Origin of the sequence: Neogemmobacter tilapiae (assembly GCF_014652215.1) — a bacterium.
GTDB classification, from domain to species: domain Bacteria; phylum Pseudomonadota; class Alphaproteobacteria; order Rhodobacterales; family Rhodobacteraceae; genus Neogemmobacter; species Neogemmobacter tilapiae.
This window is the reverse complement of sequence record NZ_BMYJ01000004.1, coordinates 106,438-127,053: the sequence shown is the minus strand read 5'-3', so window position 1 is coordinate 127,053 and position 20,616 is coordinate 106,438. Positions and strand designations below refer to the sequence as shown.

Annotated in this window: 20 protein-coding genes; 16 read left to right on the top strand and 4 right to left on the bottom strand. The window is 62.7% G+C overall.

The genetic code is table 11. The features are described from left to right. Window positions 1-3: 3 nt before the first annotated feature. Genes IE095_RS07475 through IE095_RS07465 form a run of 3 tightly spaced genes read right to left on the bottom strand, consistent with a single transcriptional unit; the run spans window position 4 to window position 3,540 of the window. A complete protein-coding gene (locus IE095_RS07475) occupies window positions 4-1,164 on the bottom strand; it encodes a murein hydrolase activator EnvC family protein (RefSeq protein ID WP_189411010.1) in 1,161 nt (386 codons plus the stop codon). After that, complete coding sequence (gene gpmI / locus IE095_RS07470) at window positions 1,161-2,678, bottom strand: 2,3-bisphosphoglycerate-independent phosphoglycerate mutase (protein ID WP_189411009.1); 1,518 nt, start codon at window positions 2,676-2,678, stop codon at window positions 1,161-1,163. Before gpmI ends, IE095_RS07475 begins: the two co-directional genes overlap by 4 nt. 34 nt (window positions 2,679-2,712) lie before the next feature. Beyond that, entirely contained in the window at window positions 2,713-3,540 is an 828-nt protein-coding gene (locus tag IE095_RS07465; RefSeq protein WP_189411008.1) for a crotonase/enoyl-CoA hydratase family protein, read from the bottom strand. A gap of 81 nt (window positions 3,541-3,621) precedes the next feature. On the opposite strand from IE095_RS07465, the gene IE095_RS07460 reads away from it, so the two are divergent. The 8 genes from IE095_RS07460 (at window position 3,622) to IE095_RS07425 (ending at window position 10,185) form a co-directional block, all read left to right on the top strand. Next, entirely contained in the window at window positions 3,622-4,197 is a 576-nt protein-coding gene (locus IE095_RS07460) for a TetR/AcrR family transcriptional regulator (RefSeq protein WP_189411007.1), read from the top strand. Window positions 4,198-4,247: 50 nt separating this feature from the next. Beyond that, entirely contained in the window at window positions 4,248-5,129 is an 882-nt protein-coding gene (gene dapA, locus IE095_RS07455; protein ID WP_189411006.1) for a 4-hydroxy-tetrahydrodipicolinate synthase, read from the top strand. A 1-nt stretch (window position 5,130) separates the two neighbouring features. Continuing rightward, window positions 5,131-6,279, top strand: coding sequence for an SGNH/GDSL hydrolase family protein (locus IE095_RS07450; RefSeq protein WP_189411005.1), 1,149 nt, complete (start codon window positions 5,131-5,133; stop codon window positions 6,277-6,279). Next, entirely contained in the window at window positions 6,276-7,130 is an 855-nt protein-coding gene (locus IE095_RS07445; protein WP_189411004.1) for a DMT family transporter, read from the top strand. Before IE095_RS07450 ends, IE095_RS07445 begins: the two co-directional genes overlap by 4 nt. A gap of 41 nt (window positions 7,131-7,171) precedes the next feature. After that, complete coding sequence (gene smpB, locus IE095_RS07440) at window positions 7,172-7,645, top strand: SsrA-binding protein SmpB (protein WP_189411245.1); 474 nt, start codon at window positions 7,172-7,174, stop codon at window positions 7,643-7,645. A 127-nt stretch (window positions 7,646-7,772) separates the two neighbouring features. After that, window positions 7,773-8,069: a hypothetical protein gene (locus tag IE095_RS07435; protein WP_189411003.1), complete on the top strand. Its 297-nt coding sequence runs from the start codon at window positions 7,773-7,775 to the stop codon at window positions 8,067-8,069. A gap of 88 nt (window positions 8,070-8,157) precedes the next feature. Next, complete coding sequence (gene sseA, locus IE095_RS07430; RefSeq protein ID WP_189411002.1) at window positions 8,158-9,018, top strand: 3-mercaptopyruvate sulfurtransferase; 861 nt, start codon at window positions 8,158-8,160, stop codon at window positions 9,016-9,018. A gap of 3 nt (window positions 9,019-9,021) precedes the next feature. After that, window positions 9,022-10,185, top strand: a complete 1,164-nt coding sequence (locus tag IE095_RS07425; protein ID WP_189411001.1) for an amino acid aminotransferase — start codon at window positions 9,022-9,024, stop codon at window positions 10,183-10,185. A 124-nt stretch (window positions 10,186-10,309) separates the two neighbouring features. Here the strand turns inward: IE095_RS07425 and IE095_RS07420 are convergent, their stop codons facing one another. Continuing rightward, on the bottom strand, window positions 10,310-11,071 hold the full coding sequence (locus IE095_RS07420) for a DeoR/GlpR family DNA-binding transcription regulator (RefSeq protein ID WP_189411244.1): 762 nt from the start codon (window positions 11,069-11,071) through the stop codon (window positions 10,310-10,312). A 275-nt stretch (window positions 11,072-11,346) separates the two neighbouring features. On the opposite strand from IE095_RS07420, the gene glpD reads away from it, so the two are divergent. From glpD to glpK, 8 genes are all read left to right on the top strand, one after another. After that, window positions 11,347-12,888, top strand: a complete 1,542-nt coding sequence (gene glpD / locus IE095_RS07415) for a glycerol-3-phosphate dehydrogenase (RefSeq protein WP_189411243.1) — start codon at window positions 11,347-11,349, stop codon at window positions 12,886-12,888. Next, window positions 12,885-13,952, top strand: coding sequence for an ABC transporter ATP-binding protein (locus IE095_RS07410; RefSeq protein ID WP_189411000.1), 1,068 nt, complete (start codon window positions 12,885-12,887; stop codon window positions 13,950-13,952). Before glpD ends, IE095_RS07410 begins: the two co-directional genes overlap by 4 nt. Next, window positions 13,953-15,029 carry an ABC transporter ATP-binding protein gene (locus tag IE095_RS07405; protein ID WP_189410999.1) on the top strand — a complete coding sequence of 359 codons (1,077 nt, stop codon included), beginning with the start codon at window positions 13,953-13,955 and terminating at the stop codon, window positions 15,027-15,029. It begins immediately after the preceding gene. Beyond that, the gene (locus IE095_RS07400) at window positions 15,029-15,904 is read left to right on the top strand and encodes a carbohydrate ABC transporter permease (RefSeq protein ID WP_189410998.1); all 876 of its coding nucleotides are present in this window, start codon (window positions 15,029-15,031) and stop codon (window positions 15,902-15,904) included. The genes IE095_RS07405 and IE095_RS07400 overlap by 1 nt, the downstream gene beginning before the upstream one ends. Then, window positions 15,904-16,707, top strand: a complete 804-nt coding sequence (locus IE095_RS07395) for a carbohydrate ABC transporter permease (RefSeq protein ID WP_189411242.1) — start codon at window positions 15,904-15,906, stop codon at window positions 16,705-16,707. The genes IE095_RS07400 and IE095_RS07395 overlap by 1 nt, the downstream gene beginning before the upstream one ends. Window positions 16,708-16,826: 119 nt before the next feature. After that, complete coding sequence (locus IE095_RS07390; RefSeq protein WP_308428882.1) at window positions 16,827-17,108, top strand: DUF2160 domain-containing protein; 282 nt, start codon at window positions 16,827-16,829, stop codon at window positions 17,106-17,108. A gap of 70 nt (window positions 17,109-17,178) precedes the next feature. Next, on the top strand, window positions 17,179-18,900 hold the full coding sequence (locus IE095_RS07385; protein WP_189410996.1) for an ABC transporter substrate-binding protein: 1,722 nt from the start codon (window positions 17,179-17,181) through the stop codon (window positions 18,898-18,900). Window positions 18,901-19,001: 101 nt separating this feature from the next. Beyond that, window positions 19,002-20,486 (top strand): glycerol kinase GlpK, encoded by a 1,485-nt coding sequence (gene glpK / locus IE095_RS07380; RefSeq protein WP_189410995.1) that lies wholly within the window; start codon window positions 19,002-19,004, stop codon window positions 20,484-20,486. Window positions 20,487-20,616: the final 130 nt, after the last annotated feature.

The window sequence follows — 20,616 nt, the reverse complement described above, 5'->3', positions numbered from 1 at the left end:
TCCTCACTCATCCTCTGTCTGGCTCCGCAGGCGGGGCCGCAATGGGGGTGCCGTCAGTTCAAACCAATCTGCGGGGTCCACCGGCTTGGCCCCTTGGCGCAATTCGATATAAAGCCGTTCCAGCGGCTGAACGCCACTGCCTTCGTTGACACCGGCCATCAGATCGGCCGCCGCCGGCTCTCCTCCGCCCATCAAGCCCAAAGGCGAGCCCGCAGGCAAGACTTCACCCAAGGCACCGTAGACGGTTTCCATTCCGGCCAGAACCAGAAGATAGCCATCCCCCGGCTCAAGAACGATCACGTTTCCGTAGTCCAGAAGCGGCCCGATATAGCGGACTGTCGCAGGCCAAGGCAGCGTCAGAATCGCCTTGGGCCGCGTCCCCAGCGTCAGGCCGGGACGGCGGACACCGGCGGCATCGGCCTCTTCGGCGCGCAGCAGGATCTGGCCCAGCGCGGGCAGCGGCAGCGTGCCCTTGGCGGAGGCAAAGCTGGCCACAGCCCCACCATCATCCGCCGCCGGGGCCAGCCCCGCCGCAAAGGCATCCAGCGTATCGGCGCTTTCCAGCAGATTGCGCAACACATCCGGATCGTCGGTAAAGCGGCGGGGCAGATCGGTGCGGTCCGACACCGCCTGCGACAAAGCCGTCCGCGCCGCCTGTGCCGATTGCAACCCGCGCATCAGGGTTTCCCCCGCCGCCGCCTGCAAGGCCCGCAGATCGCGCAATTCGCCCAATTCCGACCGCAGCGTTTCCACCTCGGCCTGCACGGCTGGGGCCACATCGGCCACCAGCATCCCCGACCGCACCGTGCCCAAGGGCCCGGAAGGATGCAGCAGCAAAAGCGGCGTCGGGTCATTCTCCATCTGGGTCAGCACGCCGATCAATTGCGAAACGCGGGTGCGTTTCAGCGCCAATTGGTCGGCCAGCGCCGTTTCGCGGATGCGCACCTGCCGCAGGCTTTCGCGCAGGGCGGAAAGCCCTTCCTCATAGGCGCGGATCGTGGCGGTCAGCGCCCCCACGCGGTCGCCCGCGCTTTCTGCGGCCTCAAGCGCCACAATCGCCACCTGCAAATCCTGCGCCGCCTGTTCCGCGCCCAGCCCAGCCTCTTGCGCGGGGGCTTGGCCCGCCAAAACAAGGCTGAGGAAAAGGGCGAAGGCGCGCTTCACGACAGGATCAGGCTTTCGCCGGTCATTTCGGCGGGCTGGTCCAACCCCATCAGCGCCAGCAGGCTGGGCGCCAAATCAGCCAGACGACCCCCGTCGCGCAAGCGCGCACCCTCCGGCCCGCCCACCAGAATGACCGGAACCGGATTCGTCGTATGCGCCGTATGCGGCCCGCCCGTCACCGGATCGACCATCACCTCGCAATTGCCGTGATCAGCCGTCACGATCATCGCCCCACCTTCGGCCCGCAGCGCCGCCAAGGCGCGGCCCAGTCCCTGATCCACCGCCTCACAGGCCTGCATCGCCGCCGCCAGATCGCCGGTATGGCCCACCATATCGGGATTGGCAAAGTTCACCACGATCAGATCGTAACGCGCATGGATCGCTTTGACCAATTGATCCGCCACCTCGCCTGCCGACATTTCCGGTTGCAGATCATAGGTCGCCACTTTGGGCGACGGGGCCATATAGCGGTCTTCGCCCGCTTCGGGCGCTTCTTTGCCGCCGTTCAGGAAAAAGGTGACATGCGGATATTTCTCGGTCTCCGCCAGCCGGAATTGCCGCAGCCCCTTTTGCGCCACCCAAGAACCCAAAGAGTTGACGATGTTCCGCTTGGGAAAGGCCGTCGCCATAAAGGTGCTATGCGCCGTCGAATATTCCACCATCCCCAACAGCGCTGCCCAATCAGGGCGCTGCCCCGCCGGGAATTCCTCAAACCCCGGCTGCGCCAAGGCCGACAGAATTTCCCGCGCCCGGTCGGCGCGGAAGTTCAGGCAGAACAGCCCGTCGCCATCCTTGATCCCTGTATAGCCCGCGATCACCGTAGGGGCGATGAATTCATCCGTCTCGCCCTTGGCATAAGACTGCGCCACGGCGGTCGCCGCATCCGGCGCGGTTTCACCAAGGCCCGCCACCATCGCCTGATAGGCGCGGGAGACCCGTTCCCAACGGTTGTCACGGTCCATCGCCCAATAGCGCCCGATCACCGTCGCGATGGTCGCCCCATCCGCCAGCCCCGCCTGCAACAGCGCCATGAACCCCGCAGCCGAGGAAGGCGCCACATCGCGCCCATCGGTGATGGCGTGCAAAGCCACCGGCACGCCCGCCGCCGTGATTGCCCGGCAAGCGGCCAGAACATGGGTGATATGGCCATGAACGCCCCCATCCGACACCACGCCCATCAGATGCGCCGTTCCGCCCGACACCTTCAACTTGGCAATGAAATCCAGCAAAGCCTCGTTCTGCGCGAAAGATCCGTTTTCGATCGACAGATCAATCGCCCCCAGATCCATCGCCACCACCCGCCCCGCGCCGATGTTGGTATGACCCACCTCGGAATTGCCCATCTGCCCGCTGGGCAGGCCCACATCGGGGCCATGCGTCGTCAGTAAGGCGTGGGGGCAGGTCGACCAGATTCCGTCAAAGTTCGGCGTATCGGCCAGAACCGGCGCATTGGCGAATGTTTCCTCACGGTAGCCCCAGCCATCAAGGATGCACAGGACAACGGGTTTCACCATGGTTCGGACCTTTCATCTTGCTGTCAGCCCGCTTCTATATGCCTTCGCTCAGCGGGGCAACTTGCCCCGGCCAAAGCCCGGAATACTGCGCCCCCCGCCGTTCCCGCCAAGCGGCCAGCCCTTCGCGCAGATCATCCGTCGGCACCATCCGCGCGAATTCCCCAGCCTCAACCGCCAACCCCTCGGCGATGCTCAGGTTGATCCCCCGCGTCACGGCCCCCAAGACTGCCCCCACCGCCAGCGGCGAATGTGCCAGAATCTGCCGCGCCAGATGCCGTGCGGCGGGCAGCAACTGCACGGGCTCCACCACATGGTTCACCAGCCCCAGCGCCAAGGCCCGTTCCGCCGAAAAGCTTTCGCCCGTCAGCAGCAGTTCCATCGCCCGCTTGCGCCCCGCCAAACGCGGCAGGCGCTGCGTGCCGCCAAAGGTCGGCGGCATTCCCAACCGGATTTCCGGTTTTGCAAAACGCGCTGTCCGGCTGGCCACGGCCAGTGGGGCCGCCTCGGTGATCTCGCAGCCGCCGCCATAGGCCAGACCGTTCACCGCCACGATGATCGGCTTGCGATAGGATTCGATCCGCGCCGTCAGCCGCTGCCCCCGCGCCACAAAATCCCGCAAGGCCGCTTCAGGGCCCTGCCCCACGCTGGCGGAAAACTCCCAGATATCACCCCCTGCCGAAAAGGCCCGCTCGCCCGCGCCGGTCAGGATGATCGCCCGCACTGCCGCATCGGTTTCCAGCAGGTCCAGCAAGGCCAAAAGCCGATCAATCAGCGCATAATCCAGCGCATTCAGCTTTTCGGGTCGGTTCAGCGTCAGCATCGCCAGTCCCTCTTCGCGGTCGATGCACACCAGTTCTTTCATCGCATTTCCTTTCGGTTCCATATAGGAAATCTGCCTGAAAGGCGGGATTGAATATACTCACTGGTCAGTATACATTATGCCATGACCGAAACCCGCAGTCTGATCATCCAATCCGCCGCCACGCTATTTTATGGCGAAGGGCTGCGCGCTGTCAGCATGGACGCCGTCGCCGAAAGGGCGGGGCTGACCAAGCGGACGCTCTATTACCATTTTGCCAGCAAGGATGACCTGATCGCCGCCTATCTGGCCGAACGCGACAACCCCAATCTGGCGCTGTTCCAGCGCTGGTTTACCCAAGGCGGCGTGGCGGGTCTGTTCGCCGAGCTGGAACGCGCGGCACGGCGCAAGGATTGGAAGGGTTGCGGCTTTCAGCGGGCCGTGGCCGAACTGGCCAATATGCCCGGCCATCCAGCCATGACAGCCGCCCGCGCCCATAAAAAGCGGGTGGAGGATTGGCTGGCAGAATGCTTTGCGGGCACGCCCGACGCCGCCCGTTTGGCCAAGGGCATCGCCTTGCTGATGGAAGGGGCCTTTGCCAGCGCCCTGATGACGCGCGACGCCAATGTTTTTGCCCTTGCGGGACAGACGGCCACAGCCCTTGTCCGCCAAGCAGAATCCCCCCTTGTCCCGCTTGGCAAAACCGGGCCGCTTGATTAGGAAGGCCCTGTTCATCGGGCGCTTTCGCCCCAGCTTACAGGAGACGTGTCATGACCAAAGGGTTTACCGGGTCCATTCCCGCCCTCGTGACGCCGTTCAAGAACGGCGCACTGGATCTGGACGCGCTGAAGAAGCTGGTCGATTGGCATATCGCCGAAGGCTCCTCGGGGATCGTCCCCGTCGGCACCACTGGCGAAAGCCCGACGCTGTCGCATGCCGAACATGGGCAGGTCATCGAGGAAGTGGTGAAAGCCGCCGCCGGCCGCGTGCCGGTCATCGCCGGGGCGGGTTCCAACAACACCGCCGAAGGCATTGACCTGATCCGCCATGCCGAAAAAGTCGGGGCCGATGCGGCGCTGGTCGTGACACCCTACTACAACAAGCCGACGCAAGCCGGGCTGATCGCGCATTTCACTGCCCTGCATGAGGCGTCGAATCTGCCGATCATCATCTACAACATCCCCGGCCGTTCAGTGATCGACATGTCGCCCGAAACCATGGGCCAACTGGCGAAACTGCCGCGGATCGTCGGCGTCAAGGATGCCACGGGCAAGATCGAGCGCGTCTCGATGCAGCGCGCCTCTTGTGGACCCGATTTCATCCAACTGTCGGGTGAGGATGCGACGGCGCTGGGTTTCAACGCCCATGGTGGGGTCGGATGCATTTCGGTGACAGCCAACGTCGCCCCGCGCCTTTGCGCCGAATTCCAGGCGGCCACGCTGGCCGGCGATTACGCCAAGGCGCTGGAATATCAGGACCGGCTGATGCCCCTGCATGAGGCGATCTTTATCGAACCGGGTCTGGTCGGCGCGAAATACGGTCTTTCGCTGCTGGGCCATTGCGCCGAAGAGGTCCGCCTGCCGCTGGTCACATTGACCGAAGGCACCAAGGCCAAGATCAAGGCTGCAATGAAGTTTGCTGGGCTGATCTGACATGGATGCCCATCCGACGGGCCTCAACCGTCGCATCTTCATTGTCGGAGGGTCGAATTCGATCCTCCGCAATGGCTGGACTTACGCCCTTGCCGATGCTTTGGGGCCTGACCAGCCGATCACCAACCTTTCCTGCGGTGCCGCCTCGACCCTCATGGGCCTGTTCCGCTTTTTGGGTCAGATCGATCAGTGCCGGCCCGGCGACGTCGTGATCTGGGAATATGCGCTTAATGATCAGAACCATTGCAGTTCAGGCCAAAGCTGGCAGGTCTTGGTTCGCTACGTCAAATGGATGATCCGCCTTTGCCACGACCACGGGCTGCTCTTTCTACCATTGGTCCTGCATCAGCGCAGCTGGCACAATTCCACCCCGCCGACATGCCCTTACTATCGCGCCTTGGAAAACCTGTTTCAGGCGGCGGGCATTAAAGCGGTCAGCGACGAACCCATCATCCGCGCTCGGATCAGGGGCGGGCAATCGATTGACAAGATCTTTGCCGACCCGGTCCACCTGCGAAATGGCCCGAAACTGATGGCCGCCTTCGCGCGGGACATTGTCGCAGCCCTGTCGGGTCTTGAACCGCTCGGGCCAAAGGCGCTGCAAGCCTCGATCCCGCAGCCTGGGGCGACGCTGACGCTTGCAACAGATTTTGCGGCTGGCGAAACTCTGACTTTCAAGAATTCGATTGTTAATTTGATCGGTCACCCCATCCAGCAATCACCCGGTCTGACCTGCAAAGGCAAACTTCTGGGCTTGATCGTGGTCACCGGCACAGCGCGAACCGCGCTGGAATTGAAGATCGGATCACAGGTGATTGGCCCTATCTCCACCCAAGCCTTTCCCGCGCATGTGTCCAAGCAATGGATTCTCAAACAGATCGCCGTTGAAGGCCAGTTTCCCAAAACTCCGATCCTCGCAGAGGGGGCAATCACCATTCGCACCGCGACGCCTCGCTGGCGCAGGCCTTACGTGCAGAACACCTATGTCTGGTCCCCGGTCAAGCCGGGGCAGAATGGTGCTGAAACGCGGCCCAGCGTTGTCGCGGCCTTGATTGAAACCGGTGTCCCCCACCACTATGAACCGCCGAAGCTGCTGGCGCGGATCAAGCTCAAACTTCGAAACACCCTCCGCCGCCTGGCCAACCGATGACCCCCAACCTGCGCGGGGCGCTGTTCATGGTTTTGGCGATGGCCGGTTTCGCCATCGAGGACAGCCTCCTGAAAGGGGCCACCGCGCGGGGCGTTCCGGTGGGGCAGGTGCTGGTGATGTTCGGCGGCACCGGGATGCTGGTCTTTGCGGCGCTGGCCCGCGCCCAAGGCGACCGCGTCCTGCACCCGGCCATCCTGACCCGGCCCCTGTTGGTCAGGGCGGTGTTTGAGGTGATGGGGCGGCTGTTCTTTACCCTCTCCCTCGCCCTCACCTCGCTTTCCGCTACCTCGGCCATTCTGCAAGCGGCCCCCCTGATGGTGATCGCGGGGGCGGCGGTGATCTTTGGCGAAAGGGTTTCCCCCGCTCGCTGGCTTGCGGTTCTTCTGGGCTTTATCGGTGTGTTGATCATCCTGCGCCCCGGTCTGGAAGGGTTCACCCCCCTGTCGATCCTTGCCGTTCTGGGCATGATCGGCTTTGCAGGCCGCGATCTGGCCACCCGCGCCGCGCCCAAGATCCTGTCGAACTTCCAACTCGGCATCTACGGCTTTGCCATGATGGTCCCCGCCGGATTCGGCATGCTGATCTGGAAGGGCGGCGCGATCTGGCCCGATGCCACGGCCTTGGCCTATTTGGCCGCTGCTGTCGGCGTGGGTGTCGCGGCCTATAATTTCCTGACCGTCGCCATGCGCACCGGCGATGTATCGGCCGTCACGCCCTTCCGCTATACGCGGCTGGTCTTTGCGATGGTTCTGGGCGCAGCGGTCTTTGGCGAAAGGCCCGACCTTCTGACCCTTCTGGGGAGCGTGATCGTGGTGGGCGCGGGCATCTTTGCCCTGACAATCCGGCGGTGACACTGGACTTGGGGCGCTTCGTCCCCTATCTGACCCTGATCATGGCCAAACTTTCCGACCCCAATTCCAAACTGATCGCCGAAAACCGCCGGGCGCGTTTCGATTATTTCATCGAAAGCGATCTGGAGGCTGGCATCATGCTTTATGGGTCCGAGGTGAAATCTCTGCGCCAGGGCGGGTCGAACATCGGCGAAAGCTATGCGAGCGTGGAGGGCGGCGAGCTTTGGCTGATCAACGGCTATATCGCGCCCTATCTTCAGGCGAAAACCTTTGGCCATGAAGAACGCCGCCGCCGCAAGCTGCTGGTTTCCAAAAAGGAAATGAGCCGGTTGTGGAACGCTGTCGGGCGCGAAGGCATGACCCTTGTGCCGATGAAGATGTATTTCAACGATCGCGGCATCGTAAAGGTCAAGATCGGCGTCGCCAAAGGCAAGAAAATGGCCGACAAACGCGAAACCAGCGCCAAACGCGACTGGGATCGCCAGAAGGCTCGCCTGTTGCGCGAAAAAGGCTAGGGCCGCCTAAAAGGTCCGCTTCGGTCATTTTTGTTGGCGCAAGGGGAATTCTCGGGCAGAATCCCCTTATCGGCTTTTATCAGGCCGATAGAAAGCAACGACAAAAACCAACAGAAGGGACGAAGATATGGAAATGATCATCAGCCTGATCGCCGGTCTGGTCGGGGGGAATGTCGGTGGTGTGGCAGCCAAGAACCTGAGCATGGGTCCGATCATCAATTCGGTTATCGGCGCGATTGGGGGCTTGGGCGGTGGCCAGTTGATTGAAATGCTGGGCGGCGCGGATGCCGTGGCCGGTGCGGCCGAGGCGGTCGGCGGCATGGACATGGGCGCGCTGCTGGGTCAGGCCGGTGCGGGCGGCGTCGGTGGTCTGGTGCTGACCCTGTTGGCCGGCATGGTGAAAAAAGCCATGGCGAAAGCCTGAAGCCATCCGGGCGCGCGGGCCCACCGCGCGCCCCTTGCCCTGCGGCCAAGGCAGGCTTATCCCGAGGGGGCAAACTCCGGGGGAAGCGATGGCCGAAACGTTTCATGACGATCCGCAGGTGCTGGTGTCCACCGATTGGCTGGCCACCCGGCTGGATGATCCCGATCTGCGGATTTTGGATGCAAGTTGGTATCTGCCCGCGATGAACCGGGATGCCCGTGCTGAATATGCCACAGCCCATATCCCCGGCGCGCGGTTCTTTGACATCGACGAAATTTCCGACACCACCTCATCCCTGCCACATATGGCCCCGCCGCCCGAAAAATTTGCCGCGCGGATGCGGGCGATGGGCATCGGCGATGGGCAGCAGGTGGTGGTCTATGACGGCGCTGGCCTGTTTTCGGCGGCACGTGTCTGGTGGACCTTTCGCCTGATGGGGCATGACAATGTGGCCGTTCTGGACGGCGGCCTGCCGAAATGGCGGGCCGAGGGGCGGGATTTGACCGATGCGCCGCCCGTGATCCGCGAAAGACATTTCCATGCCGCGCCGCAGCCCGCCCTCGTGCGGGACGTGACGCAGGTGGCCCAAGCTTTGAAACTGGATCAGGCGCAGGTCGTCGATGCCCGCCCCGCCCCGCGTTTCCGGGGGGAAGTGCCCGAACCCCGCGCGGGCCTGCGCTCGGGCCATATGCCGGGGGCGAAAAGCCTGCCCTTCAACGGCGTGCTGCGGCCGGATGGCACAATGCTGGATGAACGCGGGCTGCGCGCCGCCTTTAGCGTCGCGGGTGTCGATCTGGAAAAGCCCCTGATCACAAGCTGCGGGTCGGGCGTTACGGCGGCGGTGCTATCGCTGGCCTTGGCGCGGCTGGGGCACAAGGACAATGCGCTTTATGACGGCTCATGGGCCGAATGGGGGATGTATGACGATCTTCCGGTGGAAAAGGGATAGACGATGTTCGACGCTTTAAAGGCCCAGCCGCAGGACAAGATCCTGATCCTGATGCAGCAATTCCGCGACGATCCGCGAAAGGACAAGATCGACCTTGGCGTCGGCGTCTACAAGGACGCGCAGGGCCTGACCCCGGTGATGCGCGCCGTCAAAACCGCCGAACAGCAGTTGTGGCAGGCCGAAACCACCAAGACCTATACTGGTTTGGCGGGCGATCCGGGCTTTGTGCAGGCCATGGCCGAACTGATCCTTGGGCCGGGCGCACAGGCGGCGGGGGCCGCAACACCGGGCGGCACCGGGGCCTTGCGGCAAGCGTTCGAACTGATCCGCCATGCGGCACCGGGGGCCAAGGTCTGGCTGCCCGCCCCCACCTGGCCGAACCACACCGCCATTCTGCGCTATCTGGGGATGGATATGGCCGAATACCGCTATTTCGATGAGGATTCTGGCGGGCTGGATATGGGCGGCCTGCTGGAAGATCTGGGCCGCGTGGCGGCGGGCGATGTTGTGTTGCTGCATGGCTGCTGCCACAACCCCACCGGGGCCAACCCCAACCCCGTTGAATGGCAGGCCATCGCCGATGTGCTGGCCCAGCGCCGCGCCGTCGCCTTGGTCGATCTGGCCTATCAGGGCTTTGGCGATGGGCTGGCCGAGGATGCCGCAGCCACCCGCCTGCTGGCGGACAAACTGCCCGAACTGCTGATCGCGGCCTCCTGCTCCAAGAATTTCGGCATTTACCGCGAAAGGACCGGCGTTCTGCTGGCCTTGGGCGGCGATCGCGCAAGGGTGCAGGAAAACCTCGCTTGGCTGAACCGCATGAACTATTCCTTCCCGCCCGATCACGGCGCGCGGCTGGTCACCATGATCCTGAAGGATGCCACCCTGCGCGCCGACTGGCAGGCAGAGCTGGAACAGGTTCGCCACGGGATGCTGGCGCTGCGGCAGGCGCTGGCGCAGGCCTTACAGACCGAAACCCGCAGTGACCGCTTTGGCTTTGTCGCCGCCCATCGCGGCATGTTCAGCCGCTTGGGCCTGACGCCCGATCAGGTCGAACGCCTGCGCAAAGACCACGGCATTTATATGGTCGGTGACAGCCGCTTGAACATCGCCGGGCTGAATGCCCAGACGGTTACGGTTCTGGCAAAGGTGGTGGCGGGGGTGCTTTGACCCGCTTGCGCTTTACGAAAGCAAGGCACCGAGGGCCACGCGCGCCCGGGGGGCGGAGGGCGTGGCCCGGCTGGTCGCCGTGTAGCACAGTCGCAAACCTATGGCCCTTCCGATCAACCCTCACCTACCCCGCCACATGCACGGCCGTCCCCCATTCGGCGCATTTCTGCGCCAGCCCTTCCGGCAGGGGCTGGTCGGTGAACATCGCGTCCAGATCGCCCAGCGAGGCTAGCCGCGCTGGGGCAGACCGCGTCAGCTTTGACGCATCGCTCACCAAAAAAGACTGCCGCGATTGCCGGATGATCGCCCGCGACACCCGCACCTCGGCCAGATCGTAATCCAGCAAATCCCCATCGGCATCCAAGGCCGACGTCCCGATCACCGCATAATCCGCCTTGAACTGCCCGATGAATTCGGTGGTCAATTCCCCCACCAACCCCCCATCCGACCGCCGCAAAGCCCCCCCCGCCACGACAATCTCGCAGCTTTCATTCGCCACCAGAATGTTCGCCACATTCATGTTGTTGGTGATCACCGTGATGTTTCGATGGTTCAGCAATTCCCGCGCCACAGCCTCGGTCGTTGTCCCAAGGTTCAGGATCATGCTGGAATTGTCCGGGATCGCCTGCGCGCACAGCCGCCCGATGGCGGCCTTGGCCCCATCGTTCATCCGGCGGCGTTCCTCATAGCCGATGTTGCTGACCCCCGTCCGCATCACCGCCCCGCCATGCACCCGGTCCAAAAGCCCCGCATCCGAAAGGTCGGACAGATCGCGCCGGATGGTCTGCACCGTCACCGCGAAACGTTCGGCCAAAGCCTCGACCACCACACGCCCCTCGGTGCGGGCGATGTCCAGAATTTCGGTCTGCCGGAAACTAAGCGCCACGTGATTCCCCCACTCTGCCGCTTCAGAAATGCCACAAGCCGTGGCTTTGGTCATGCGGTTATTCCGAAAGCGCGCTTTGCTGCGGATCGACGATCTTACTTTTCGGCAATTATCCCTTTCTGAACAAAAGGGATAATTGCCCCTCGCAGCGCGCGCGAATGTTCGCTATCAACAAAAAGCGCGCATAAACGAAAATAGTCTTTGACAGAAGCGGCCAAGCTGGCGCAACTGGGGCCGGGAGCGAGGAGAGAAACGTGAGCCAGTCCGACAAGGATATGGTCGATCTGTTTGTGATCGGCGGGGGGATCAACGGCTGTGGCATCGCACGCGATGCGGCGGGACGGGGTCTTTCGGTCGTTCTGGCCGAACAGGGTGATCTGGCGCAGGCGACCTCCTCGGCCTCGACCAAGCTGTTCCACGGCGGCCTCCGCTATCTGGAATATTTCGAATTCCGTCTGGTGGGCGAGGCGCTGAAAGAACGCGAAACGCTTTTGGTCGCCATGCCGCATATTTCATGGCCCATGCGTTTCGTGCTGCCCTATCACCCCGACATGCGGTTTGAAGGCGACACGCCCACCAGCCGCCTGTTGTCGCGCTTTATGCCTTGGATGAAGGGTCGCCGTCCCGCCTGGCTGATCCGGCTGGGGCTGTTTATGTATGACCGCCTCGGCGGCCGCCAGATCCTGCCCGCCACGCGCACTTTGGATCTGACGCGCGATCCGGCGGGGGCTGTTCTGAACCCGAAATTCCACAAGGCCTTTGAATATTCCGACTGCTGGGTCGAAGACAGCCGCCTTGTCGTTTTGAACGCCCGTGACGCCCGAGCGCGCGGCGCAAAGGTGATGGTCGGCACCAAGGTCACCTCTGCCCAGCGCCATGCCGACCATTGGGAAGTGACCGTCCAAGGCCCGGACGGCCCCGCCACGCACAAGGCCCGCGCCTTGGTCAATGCGGGCGGCCCTTGGGTGCAGGATGTGATCCGTGGCACGCTCAAGATCAATTCGACCGAAGGCATCCGCCTGGTGCGCGGCAGCCATATCGTGACGAAACGCCTTTATGACCACGACAAATGCTATTTCTTCCAAGGCACCGATGGCCGCATCATCTTTGCCATTCCCTATGAACAAGACTTCACCCTGATCGGCACCACCGACAAAGACCATCAGGGTCAACCGGGCGAGGCGATCTGCACGGTCGAGGAACAGGAATACCTCTGCAACTTTGCCAGCCAGTATTTCCGCAAGCCCGTCACGCGGGCCGATATCGTCTGGACCTATTCCGGCGTCCGCCCGCTGTATAACGACGGCGCGAAATCGGCGACGGCGGCGACGCGGGATTATGTCCTTAGCCTTGATCAGAACGGTGCGCCGCTTCTGAACGTCTTTGGCGGCAAGATCACCACCTATCGCCGTCTGGCCGAAAACGCCCTGCTGAAACTGGCCCCCTTCTTTCCGCAGGCCAAAGCCGCTTGGACAGCACGGGTCGCCCTGCCCGGCGGTGACTTTGGCCATGATCAGGTGCAGGCCAAGATCGCGCAACTGAAGGCTGATTATTCCTTCCTGACAGATTACTGGGCCGGGCGTATGATCCGCGCCTATGGGACCGAGGCTTGGGCGGTTCTGGGTGACGCGAAAGCGGCCAGCGATCTGGGCCGCAACTTTGGCGCAACGCTGACCGAACGCGAACTGCGCTGGCTGATGGGCCGGGAATGGGCGCGCAAGGCGGGCGATGTGGTCTGGCGCCGGTCAAAGCTGGGGCTGCGTCTGACGGCGGATCAGGTGGCCGCGATTGAAGTGTTCATGAGGGAGCAGGCATGACGCTGGAACTGCAAGGGGTGGGTCGCGTGGTCGAAGGGCGGGTGCATATCCACCCGACCGACCTTGTGCTGCAAGGCGGCACGATGAACGTCCTGCTGGGGCCAACGCTTTCCGGCAAGACCAGCCTGATGCGGCTGATGGCGGGATTGGACAAGCCCAGCGCGGGCCGTGTGCTGTGGAACGGGCAGGATGTCACCGGCCAGCGCGTGCAGGACCGTCAGGTGGCGATGGTCTACCAGCAATTCATCAATTACCCGGCGATGAGCGTTTACGACAACATCGCCTCCCCCCTGCGGATTGCAGGCGCATCAAAGGCCGAAATCGACCGCCGCGTCAAAGCCGTGGCCGAAATGCTGAAACTGACGCCGATGCTGACGCGAAAGCCGCTGGAACTGTCGGGCGGCCAGCAACAGCGTTGCGCCCTCGCCCGCGCCTTGGTTAAGGGCGCAGAACTGGTTCTGCTGGATGAACCCCTCGCCAACCTCGACTACAAACTGCGCGAGGAACTCCGCGTCGAAATCCCGAAAATCTTTGAGGCCTCGGGCGCGATCTTTGTCTATGCCACCACCGAACCCGAAGAGGCCCTGCTTCTGGGCGGCAACACCGCCACCCTGCATCAGGGCCGCATCACCCAATTCGGCCCCACCCCGCAGGTTTACCGCCAGCCGCAGGATGCCCTGACCGCCCGCGTGTTCAGCGACCCGCCGATGAATTTCCTGCCCTGCCAAGTGTCCGGCGGCGAAATCGACTTTGGCAGCACCCGCACCAAAGCCCCCGAAGGCCTGCCCAATGGCCGCTATCAGGCGGGCTTCCGCGCCAATCACCTGTCGCTGCACGGCCCCGGCCTGCCCTTTGCCTGCAAGGTCAAGGTCACCGAAATCACGGGTTCCGAGTCCTTCCTGCATCTCGATCATCAGGGCGAGCCTTGGGTCGGCCTTGTTCATGGTGTGCAAGACATGCCCCCCGGCATGGATGTCACCGTCCATCTGGACCCCGCCTATATCTACCTTTTCGACACCGAGGGGCGTCTGGCCGCCCCCGCCCCCTATGCAAGGGCCGCATGAATGGCGCAGATCACGCTTTCCAAACTCGCCCATTCCTACCTGCCCCAGCCCAAGGGGCCGGGTGACTATGCCCTTAAGGAAATGGATCACGTCTGGCAGGACGGCGGGGCCTATGCCCTGCTGGGCGCTTCGGGCTGTGGCAAGACCACCCTTCTGAACATCATCTCGGGCCTTGTCCGCCCCAGCCATGGCCGCGTTCTGTTCGGCGACCGCGACGTGACCGATGCCCCCACTGCCGAACGCAACATTGCGCAGGTTTTCCAGTTTCCCGTCGTCTATGACACGATGACCGTCCGCGACAACCTCGCCTTCCCCCTGCGCAATCGCGGGATGGAGGCGGGCGTGATCTCCCAGCGCGTCCAATCCATCGCCCAGATGATCGGCATGACCGATGTGCTGGACCGCAAGGCGCGCGGCCTGACTGCCGATGCCAAGCAAAAGATCAGCCTTGGCCGCGGCATGGTCCGGCAGGATGTGAACGCCATCCTGTTTGACGAACCGCTGACCGTCATCGACCCGCAGATGAAATGGGAACTCCGCACGCAGCTTAAATCCCTGCACCGCGAGTTTGGCCATACGATGATCTATGTGACCCATGATCAGACCGAGGCGCTGACCTTTGCCGATAAGGTCGTCGTGATGCACGAAGGCCGCGTCGTGCAGATGGGCACGCCAGAGGAGTTGTTTGAAACCCCGGCCCATACCTTTGTCGGCTATTTCATCGGCTCACCCGGCATGAACCTGCTGGACGCCCAGATCGACGGATCCCACGCCGTGCTGCCGGATGGCACGGTGCCTCTGGGTGCGGCCTACCCCGTCCTCCAAGGCCGCACCCAGATTGGCATCCGGCCTGAGTTTGTGACCTTGGGTGCGGAAGGCCTGCCCTATGCCGTCACCCGCGTCGAGGACGTAGGCCGTCACCGCATCGTGCGCGGTTCCATCGCGGGCAAGCCGGTGAACGCCATTCTGGACGAAGGCGCCACGATCCCCGCCGATCCGAAGGCCAGCTTTCAGCCCAATAAAATCAACGTCTATGCCGATGACTGGCGCATCGCACCGCAAGGGGGGGCCGTCTGATGGACAAGACCCAGAACAACCGCGCCTGGTTCATGGTGCTGCCTGTCCTGATCGTGGTGGCCTTTTCCGCCGTCATTCCCTTAATGACCGTGGTGAACTATTCCGTGCAGGACACGTTCGGAAACAACGAATTCTTCTGGGCGGGGTTGGATTGGTTCGACGACACCATCCATTCCGAACGGATGCACGACAGCCTGTTCCGGCAGGCCATTTTCTCGGCCATCATCTTGGCGATCGAGGTGCCCTTGGGCATTTTCATCGCGCTGAACATGCCCAAGCGCGGCTTTTGGTCCTCGCTTTGCTTGGTCCTGATGGCCCTGCCCTTGCTGATCCCCTTCAACGTCGTGGGCACCATCTGGCAGATCTTTGGCCGCGTCGACATTGGCCTTCTGGGCCATACCCTCGCCGCCTTGGGCATCGACTACAACTACACCAACGATCCCTTGGACGCCTGGATCACCGTCATTGTGATGGATGTCTGGCACTGGACTTCGCTGGTGGCCCTGCTGGCCTATGCCGGTCTGCAATCCATCCCACAGGCCTATTACCAAGCCGCCAAGATCGACCAAGCCAGCCGTTGGAGCGTCTTTCGCTATATCGAGCTGCCGAAAATGGCCGGCGTCTTGATGATCGCCATCCTGCTGCGCTTCATGGACAGTTTCATGATCTATACCGAGCCTTTCGTCGTCACAGGCGGCGGCCCCGGCAATTCCACCACCTTCCTGTCGGTTGACCTTGCCAAAATGGCGACAGGCCAATTCGACCTTGGCCCGGCAGCCGCCTATTCGATCCTTTACTACCTCGTCATCCTGCTGGTCTCTTGGGCCTTCTACACCGTGATGACCAACCTTGACCGGGCCGAGGGGGGCAAATGATGCGCGTGAAACCATCCGCCTTTGTGATGCTGGCCTATCTGATCTTCCTGCTGCTGCCGATCTATTGGCTCTTGATGATGAGCCTGAAGACCAACACCGAAATCACCTCCACCTTCACCCTTTGGCCAGCCGACCTGACCTTTCGCAATTACCAGACGATCCTGACCGATCCGTCCTGGTATATGGGTTACGTCAACAGCCTGATCTATGTGGGGCTGAACACGCTGATTTCGATCACGGTGGCCCTGCCCGCCGCCTATGCCTTCAGCCGCTATCGCTTCATGGGCGACAAGCATCTGTTCTTTTGGCTCTTGACCAACCGCATGGCCCCCCCGGCCGTGTTCGCCCTGCCCTTCTTTCAGTTCTATTCCGCCTTTGGCCTGATCGACACGCATATCGCCGTCGCCTTGGCGCATTGCCTGTTCAACGTGCCGCTGGCGGTCTGGATCTTGGAGGGCTTCATGCGCGGCGTTCCGAAAGAGATCGACGAAACCGCCTATATCGACGGTTATTCTTGGCCGCGCTTCTTTGTCAAAATCTTCATGCCCCTGATCGCCTCCGGCATCGGCGTCGCCGCCTTCTTCTGCTTCATGTTCTCATGGGTCGAACTGCTGCTCGCGCGCACCCTCACCACCACCGACGCCAAACCCATCGCCGCCATCATGACCCGTACCGTTTCAGCCTCGGGCATGGATTGGGGCGTTCTGGCCGCCGCCGGAATATTGACCATCATCCCGGGTGCTTTGGTGATCTACTTCGTCCGCAACTACATCGCCAAGGGCTTCGCCCTGGGGAGGGTGTGATGACACGTCCCATCAACCGCACCGCCATCATCGGCCTCGCCGCCCTGATGCTCGCCATCCTCGCGGCCCTCTTCGCCGTCGCCCCCCGCTCCGACGACGGGATCAGCTTCACCGACCCCATGATCCAAGGCGGTTGGATGGCCTGGACCCTTGTCACCGCCCTCTTCTTCTGGATCATCGCTTGCCTGCTCGTCACCATGACCGTGCTCGCGATCAACTATCCCGAAACACCCCGCACCGGCATCCTGCGCATTGAAACCACGCGCGGCGACCGCTTGTTCATTTCCCTTCTCGGCTCGGCGTTCTTGGCGACCGCTTGGCTGGCTGTCTTTGGCCCACCTGTCTGGTTCGGCCTGATCCTTTGCCTGATCTTTTCCGCAGCAGTCTTTCGCTGGGTGTGATCAGGACCAAGACGCGACTGGGGCGCGACCATACCCCCGAAAACGAATGCAACATTTGGGAGGAGAACCAATGAGATTGCGTCACACATCCACCGCCATCGCGCTTGCGATGATGGCCTTCGGCCTGCCTGCCTGGGCCGACATGGAGGCGGCGAAAGCCTTCCTCGATGCCGAAATCGGCGATCAGTCCAGCCTTGACCGGGCGGGGCAAGAGGCCGAAATGCAATGGTTCATCGACGCGGCCCAGCCTTTCCAAGGCATGGAGATCAAGGTCGTATCCGAAACCATCACCACCCACGAATATGAATCCAAGGTGCTGGCCCCGGCCTTTACCGCCATCACCGGCATCAAGATCACCCATGACCTGATCGGCGAAGGCGATGTCGTTGAAAAGCTGCAAACGCAAATGCAGTCGGGCGAAAACATTTATGACGCCTATATCAACGACTCTGACCTCATCGGCACCCATTGGCGCTATCAACAGGCCCGCAGCCTGACCGAATGGATGGCCGGCGAAGGCGCTTCCGTCACCAACCCCGGCCTGGATCTGGCCGACTTCATCGGGGCGAAATTCACCACCGCCCCCGATGGCCAGCTTTACCAACTGCCCGACCAGCAGTTCGCCAACCTTTATTGGTTCCGCTACGACTGGTTCAACGATCAGAAAACCAAAGACGATTTCAAAGCCAAATACGGCTATGATCTTGGCGTTCCGGTCAACTGGTCGGCCTATGAGGACATCGCCGAATTCTTCACCGGGCGCGATATGTCCTATGCGGGCGGGCCGGAAACGGGCGTCTTTGGCAACATGGACTATGGCAAGAAAGACCCCAGCCTTGGCTGGCGTTACACCGATGCCTGGATGTCCATGGCCGGCATGGGCGACGTGGGCGAACCGAACGGCGTTCCCGTCGATGAATGGGGCATTCGCGTCGATGAAAACTCCCGTCCTGTCGGCTCTTGCGTCGCGCGTGGCGGGGCCACCAATGATGCGGCGGCGGTCTATGCGGTGACCAAAGCCATCGAATGGCTGCAAAAGTTCACCCCGCCCGAGGCACAAGGCATGACCTTCGGTGAGGCAGGCCCCGTTCCAGCGCAGGGCAACATTGCCCAGCAAATGTTCTGGTACACCGCCTTTACCGCCGACATGGTCAAACCCGGCCTTCCGGTCATGAACGAAGACGGCACGCCGAAATGGCGCATGGCACCGTCACCCCACGGTGCTTATTGGAAAGAGGGCACCAAGATCGGCTATCAGGACGTGGGTTCCTGGACGCTGATGAAATCGACCCCGGTCGATCGCGCACAGGCGGCTTGGCTTTATGCCCAGTTCGTTACCTCGAAAACCGTCGATGTGAAGAAAAGCCATGTTGGCCTGACCTTTGCTCGGGAATCGACGATTCAGCACGCGTCCTTCACCGAACGCGCCCCGAAACTCGGCGGGCTGGTCGAATTCTACCGCAGCCCGGCCCGCGTTCAGTGGTCGCCCACGGGGACCAACATCCCAGACTATCCGAAACTGGCCCAACTCTGGTGGCAGAACATCGGCGACGCTATGGCCGGGGCGAAAACCCCGCAAGAAGCGCTCGATTCGCTGTGCATGGAGCAGGAAAAGGTTCTCGAACGTCTGGAACGCGCCGGCGTTCAGGGCGACATCGGCCCGAAACTGAACGAAGAGCAAGACCCGCAAGTCTGGCTGGATGCCCCCGGTGCCCCGGTCGCGAAACTGGAAAACGAAAAGCCGCAGGGCGAAACGGTTTCCTATGACGAGCTGATCAAGTCCTGGCAGTAAGCCAAGGGCGATTTGCGGGCGGGGGGCTTCCCTCGCCCGCTTTTCTGTCTTTGAATGCGCCCTAAAGCGGGCCTGTTCACAGGCAGAATTTCGGGGGGACGATGGGCCATATCCTAGCCATTGATCAGGGGACCACATCCTCACGCGCCATCGTCTTTGACGCGGGCCTTAAGGTCATCGCCAGCGCGCAGGAAGAATTCCCCCAGCATTTCCCCCAATCCGGCTGGGTCGAACATGACCCTTCCGATCTTTGGGCCACTGTCGCCGCCACCACCCGCGCCGCGCTGGAAAAGGCGGGGCTGACGGCGGCCGACATCGCCTGCATCGGCATCACCAACCAGCGCGAAACCACGGTCGTCTGGGACCGCGCCACGGGCGAGCCTGTCTATAACGCCATCGTCTGGCAAGACCGCCGCACCGCCGCCATCTGCGCCCGTCTGGCCGAACAGGGCCTAGCGCCGATGGTCACCGAACGCACCGGGCTTTTGCTCGACCCCTATTTCTCGGGCACCAAGGTTGGCTGGATTCTGGACAACGTGGCCGGAGCCCGCGCCCGCGCCGAACGCGGTGAACTCGCCTTTGGCACCGTGGATTCCTGGCTGATCTGGAAACTGACGGCTGGCACCGTCCATGCCACCGACGCCACCAACGCCGCCCGCACCATGCTTTACAACATCGACCGGGGCGCATGGGATGCCGACCTTTGCAAGGCTCTGGGCGTGCCCCTGTCCATGCTGCCGCAGGTCCGCGACAGCGCCGATGATTTCGGCCTGACCCGCCCCGATCTGTTCGGCCGCGCCATCCCCATTCGCGGGGTCGCGGGCGATCAGCAGGCGGCGACCGTCGGCCAAGCCTGTTTCGCGCCGGGGATGCTGAAGGCCACCTACGGCACGGGCTGCTTTGCTTTGCTCAACACTGGCACAACCCGCGTCGCCTCACAAAACCGCTTGCTGACCACCATCGCCTATCAACTGAAAGGCCAGCCCACCTATGCGCTGGAAGGGTCGATCTTCATCGCCGGGGCCGTCGTTCAATGGCTGCGCGACGGGTTAAAGGTGATCCGCGCGGCGGGGGAAACCCAGGGCCTTGCCGATGCGGCCGACCCTGCCCAAGATCTTGTCCTAGTCCCCGCCTTCACCGGCCTTGGCGCGCCCTATTGGCAACCCGATTGCCGGGGGGCCGTGTTCGGCCTGACCCGCAATTCCGGCCCCGCCGAATTTGCGAAAGCCGCCCTAGAAAGCGTGGGTTTTCAGACCCGCGATCTTTGGGCCGCCATGCAGGCCGATTGGGCGGGCGGCGCGCAGGCGGTGTTGCGGGTGGATGGCGGCATGACCGCCAGCGATTGGACGATGCAATTCCTGTCCGACATTCTGGGCGCCCCGGTGGACCGACCCAAGGTCACGGAAACCACCGCCCTTGGGGCGGCTTGGCTGGCGGGGATGCAAAGCGGGGTTTGTGGCGGACCCGAGGAGTTCAGCCAAAGCTGGGCCCTCGACCGCCGTTTCACGCCGCAGATGGACGAAAGCACCCGCGACGCCCGTTATACCCGCTGGCAACGCGCCGTGCAGGCCACGATGGCATTTTGACGTCTTGCTCGGCTTGTTGGACTGAGGCTGATCACACGCCCCGTCCGGCGACCAGCCGGACCGCGCCCGCCGCCCCCCAAGGCCGGACACGGCCCTTCGCGCATCAATCAACCGCGGCCAAAGAATTTGT

Coding starts and splice junctions, on each gene's coding strand:
- IE095_RS07390 (WP_308428882.1), top strand. CDS start 16,827: ATGATCCAAGGCGGTTGGATGGCCTGGACCCTTGTCACCGCCCTCTTC.
- IE095_RS07400 (WP_189410998.1), top strand. CDS start 15,029: ATGGACAAGACCCAGAACAACCGCGCCTGGTTCATGGTGCTGCCTGTC.
- glpD (WP_189411243.1), top strand. CDS start 11,347: ATGGTCGATCTGTTTGTGATCGGCGGGGGGATCAACGGCTGTGGCATC.
- IE095_RS07450 (WP_189411005.1), top strand. CDS start 5,131: ATGGATGCCCATCCGACGGGCCTCAACCGTCGCATCTTCATTGTCGGA.
- IE095_RS07385 (WP_189410996.1), top strand. CDS start 17,179: ATGAGATTGCGTCACACATCCACCGCCATCGCGCTTGCGATGATGGCC.
- glpK (WP_189410995.1), top strand. CDS start 19,002: ATGGGCCATATCCTAGCCATTGATCAGGGGACCACATCCTCACGCGCC.
- dapA (WP_189411006.1), top strand. CDS start 4,248: ATGACCAAAGGGTTTACCGGGTCCATTCCCGCCCTCGTGACGCCGTTC.
- IE095_RS07435 (WP_189411003.1), top strand. CDS start 7,773: ATGGAAATGATCATCAGCCTGATCGCCGGTCTGGTCGGGGGGAATGTC.
- IE095_RS07395 (WP_189411242.1), top strand. CDS start 15,904: ATGCGCGTGAAACCATCCGCCTTTGTGATGCTGGCCTATCTGATCTTC.
- sseA (WP_189411002.1), top strand. CDS start 8,158: ATGGCCGAAACGTTTCATGACGATCCGCAGGTGCTGGTGTCCACCGAT.
- IE095_RS07465 (WP_189411008.1), bottom strand. CDS start 3,540: ATGAAAGAACTGGTGTGCATCGACCGCGAAGAGGGACTGGCGATGCTG.
- IE095_RS07410 (WP_189411000.1), top strand. CDS start 12,885: ATGACGCTGGAACTGCAAGGGGTGGGTCGCGTGGTCGAAGGGCGGGTG.
- IE095_RS07460 (WP_189411007.1), top strand. CDS start 3,622: ATGACCGAAACCCGCAGTCTGATCATCCAATCCGCCGCCACGCTATTT.
- IE095_RS07425 (WP_189411001.1), top strand. CDS start 9,022: ATGTTCGACGCTTTAAAGGCCCAGCCGCAGGACAAGATCCTGATCCTG.
- IE095_RS07445 (WP_189411004.1), top strand. CDS start 6,276: ATGACCCCCAACCTGCGCGGGGCGCTGTTCATGGTTTTGGCGATGGCC.
- smpB (WP_189411245.1), top strand. CDS start 7,172: ATGGCCAAACTTTCCGACCCCAATTCCAAACTGATCGCCGAAAACCGC.
- gpmI (WP_189411009.1), bottom strand. CDS start 2,678: ATGGTGAAACCCGTTGTCCTGTGCATCCTTGATGGCTGGGGCTACCGT.
- IE095_RS07405 (WP_189410999.1), top strand. CDS start 13,953: ATGGCGCAGATCACGCTTTCCAAACTCGCCCATTCCTACCTGCCCCAG.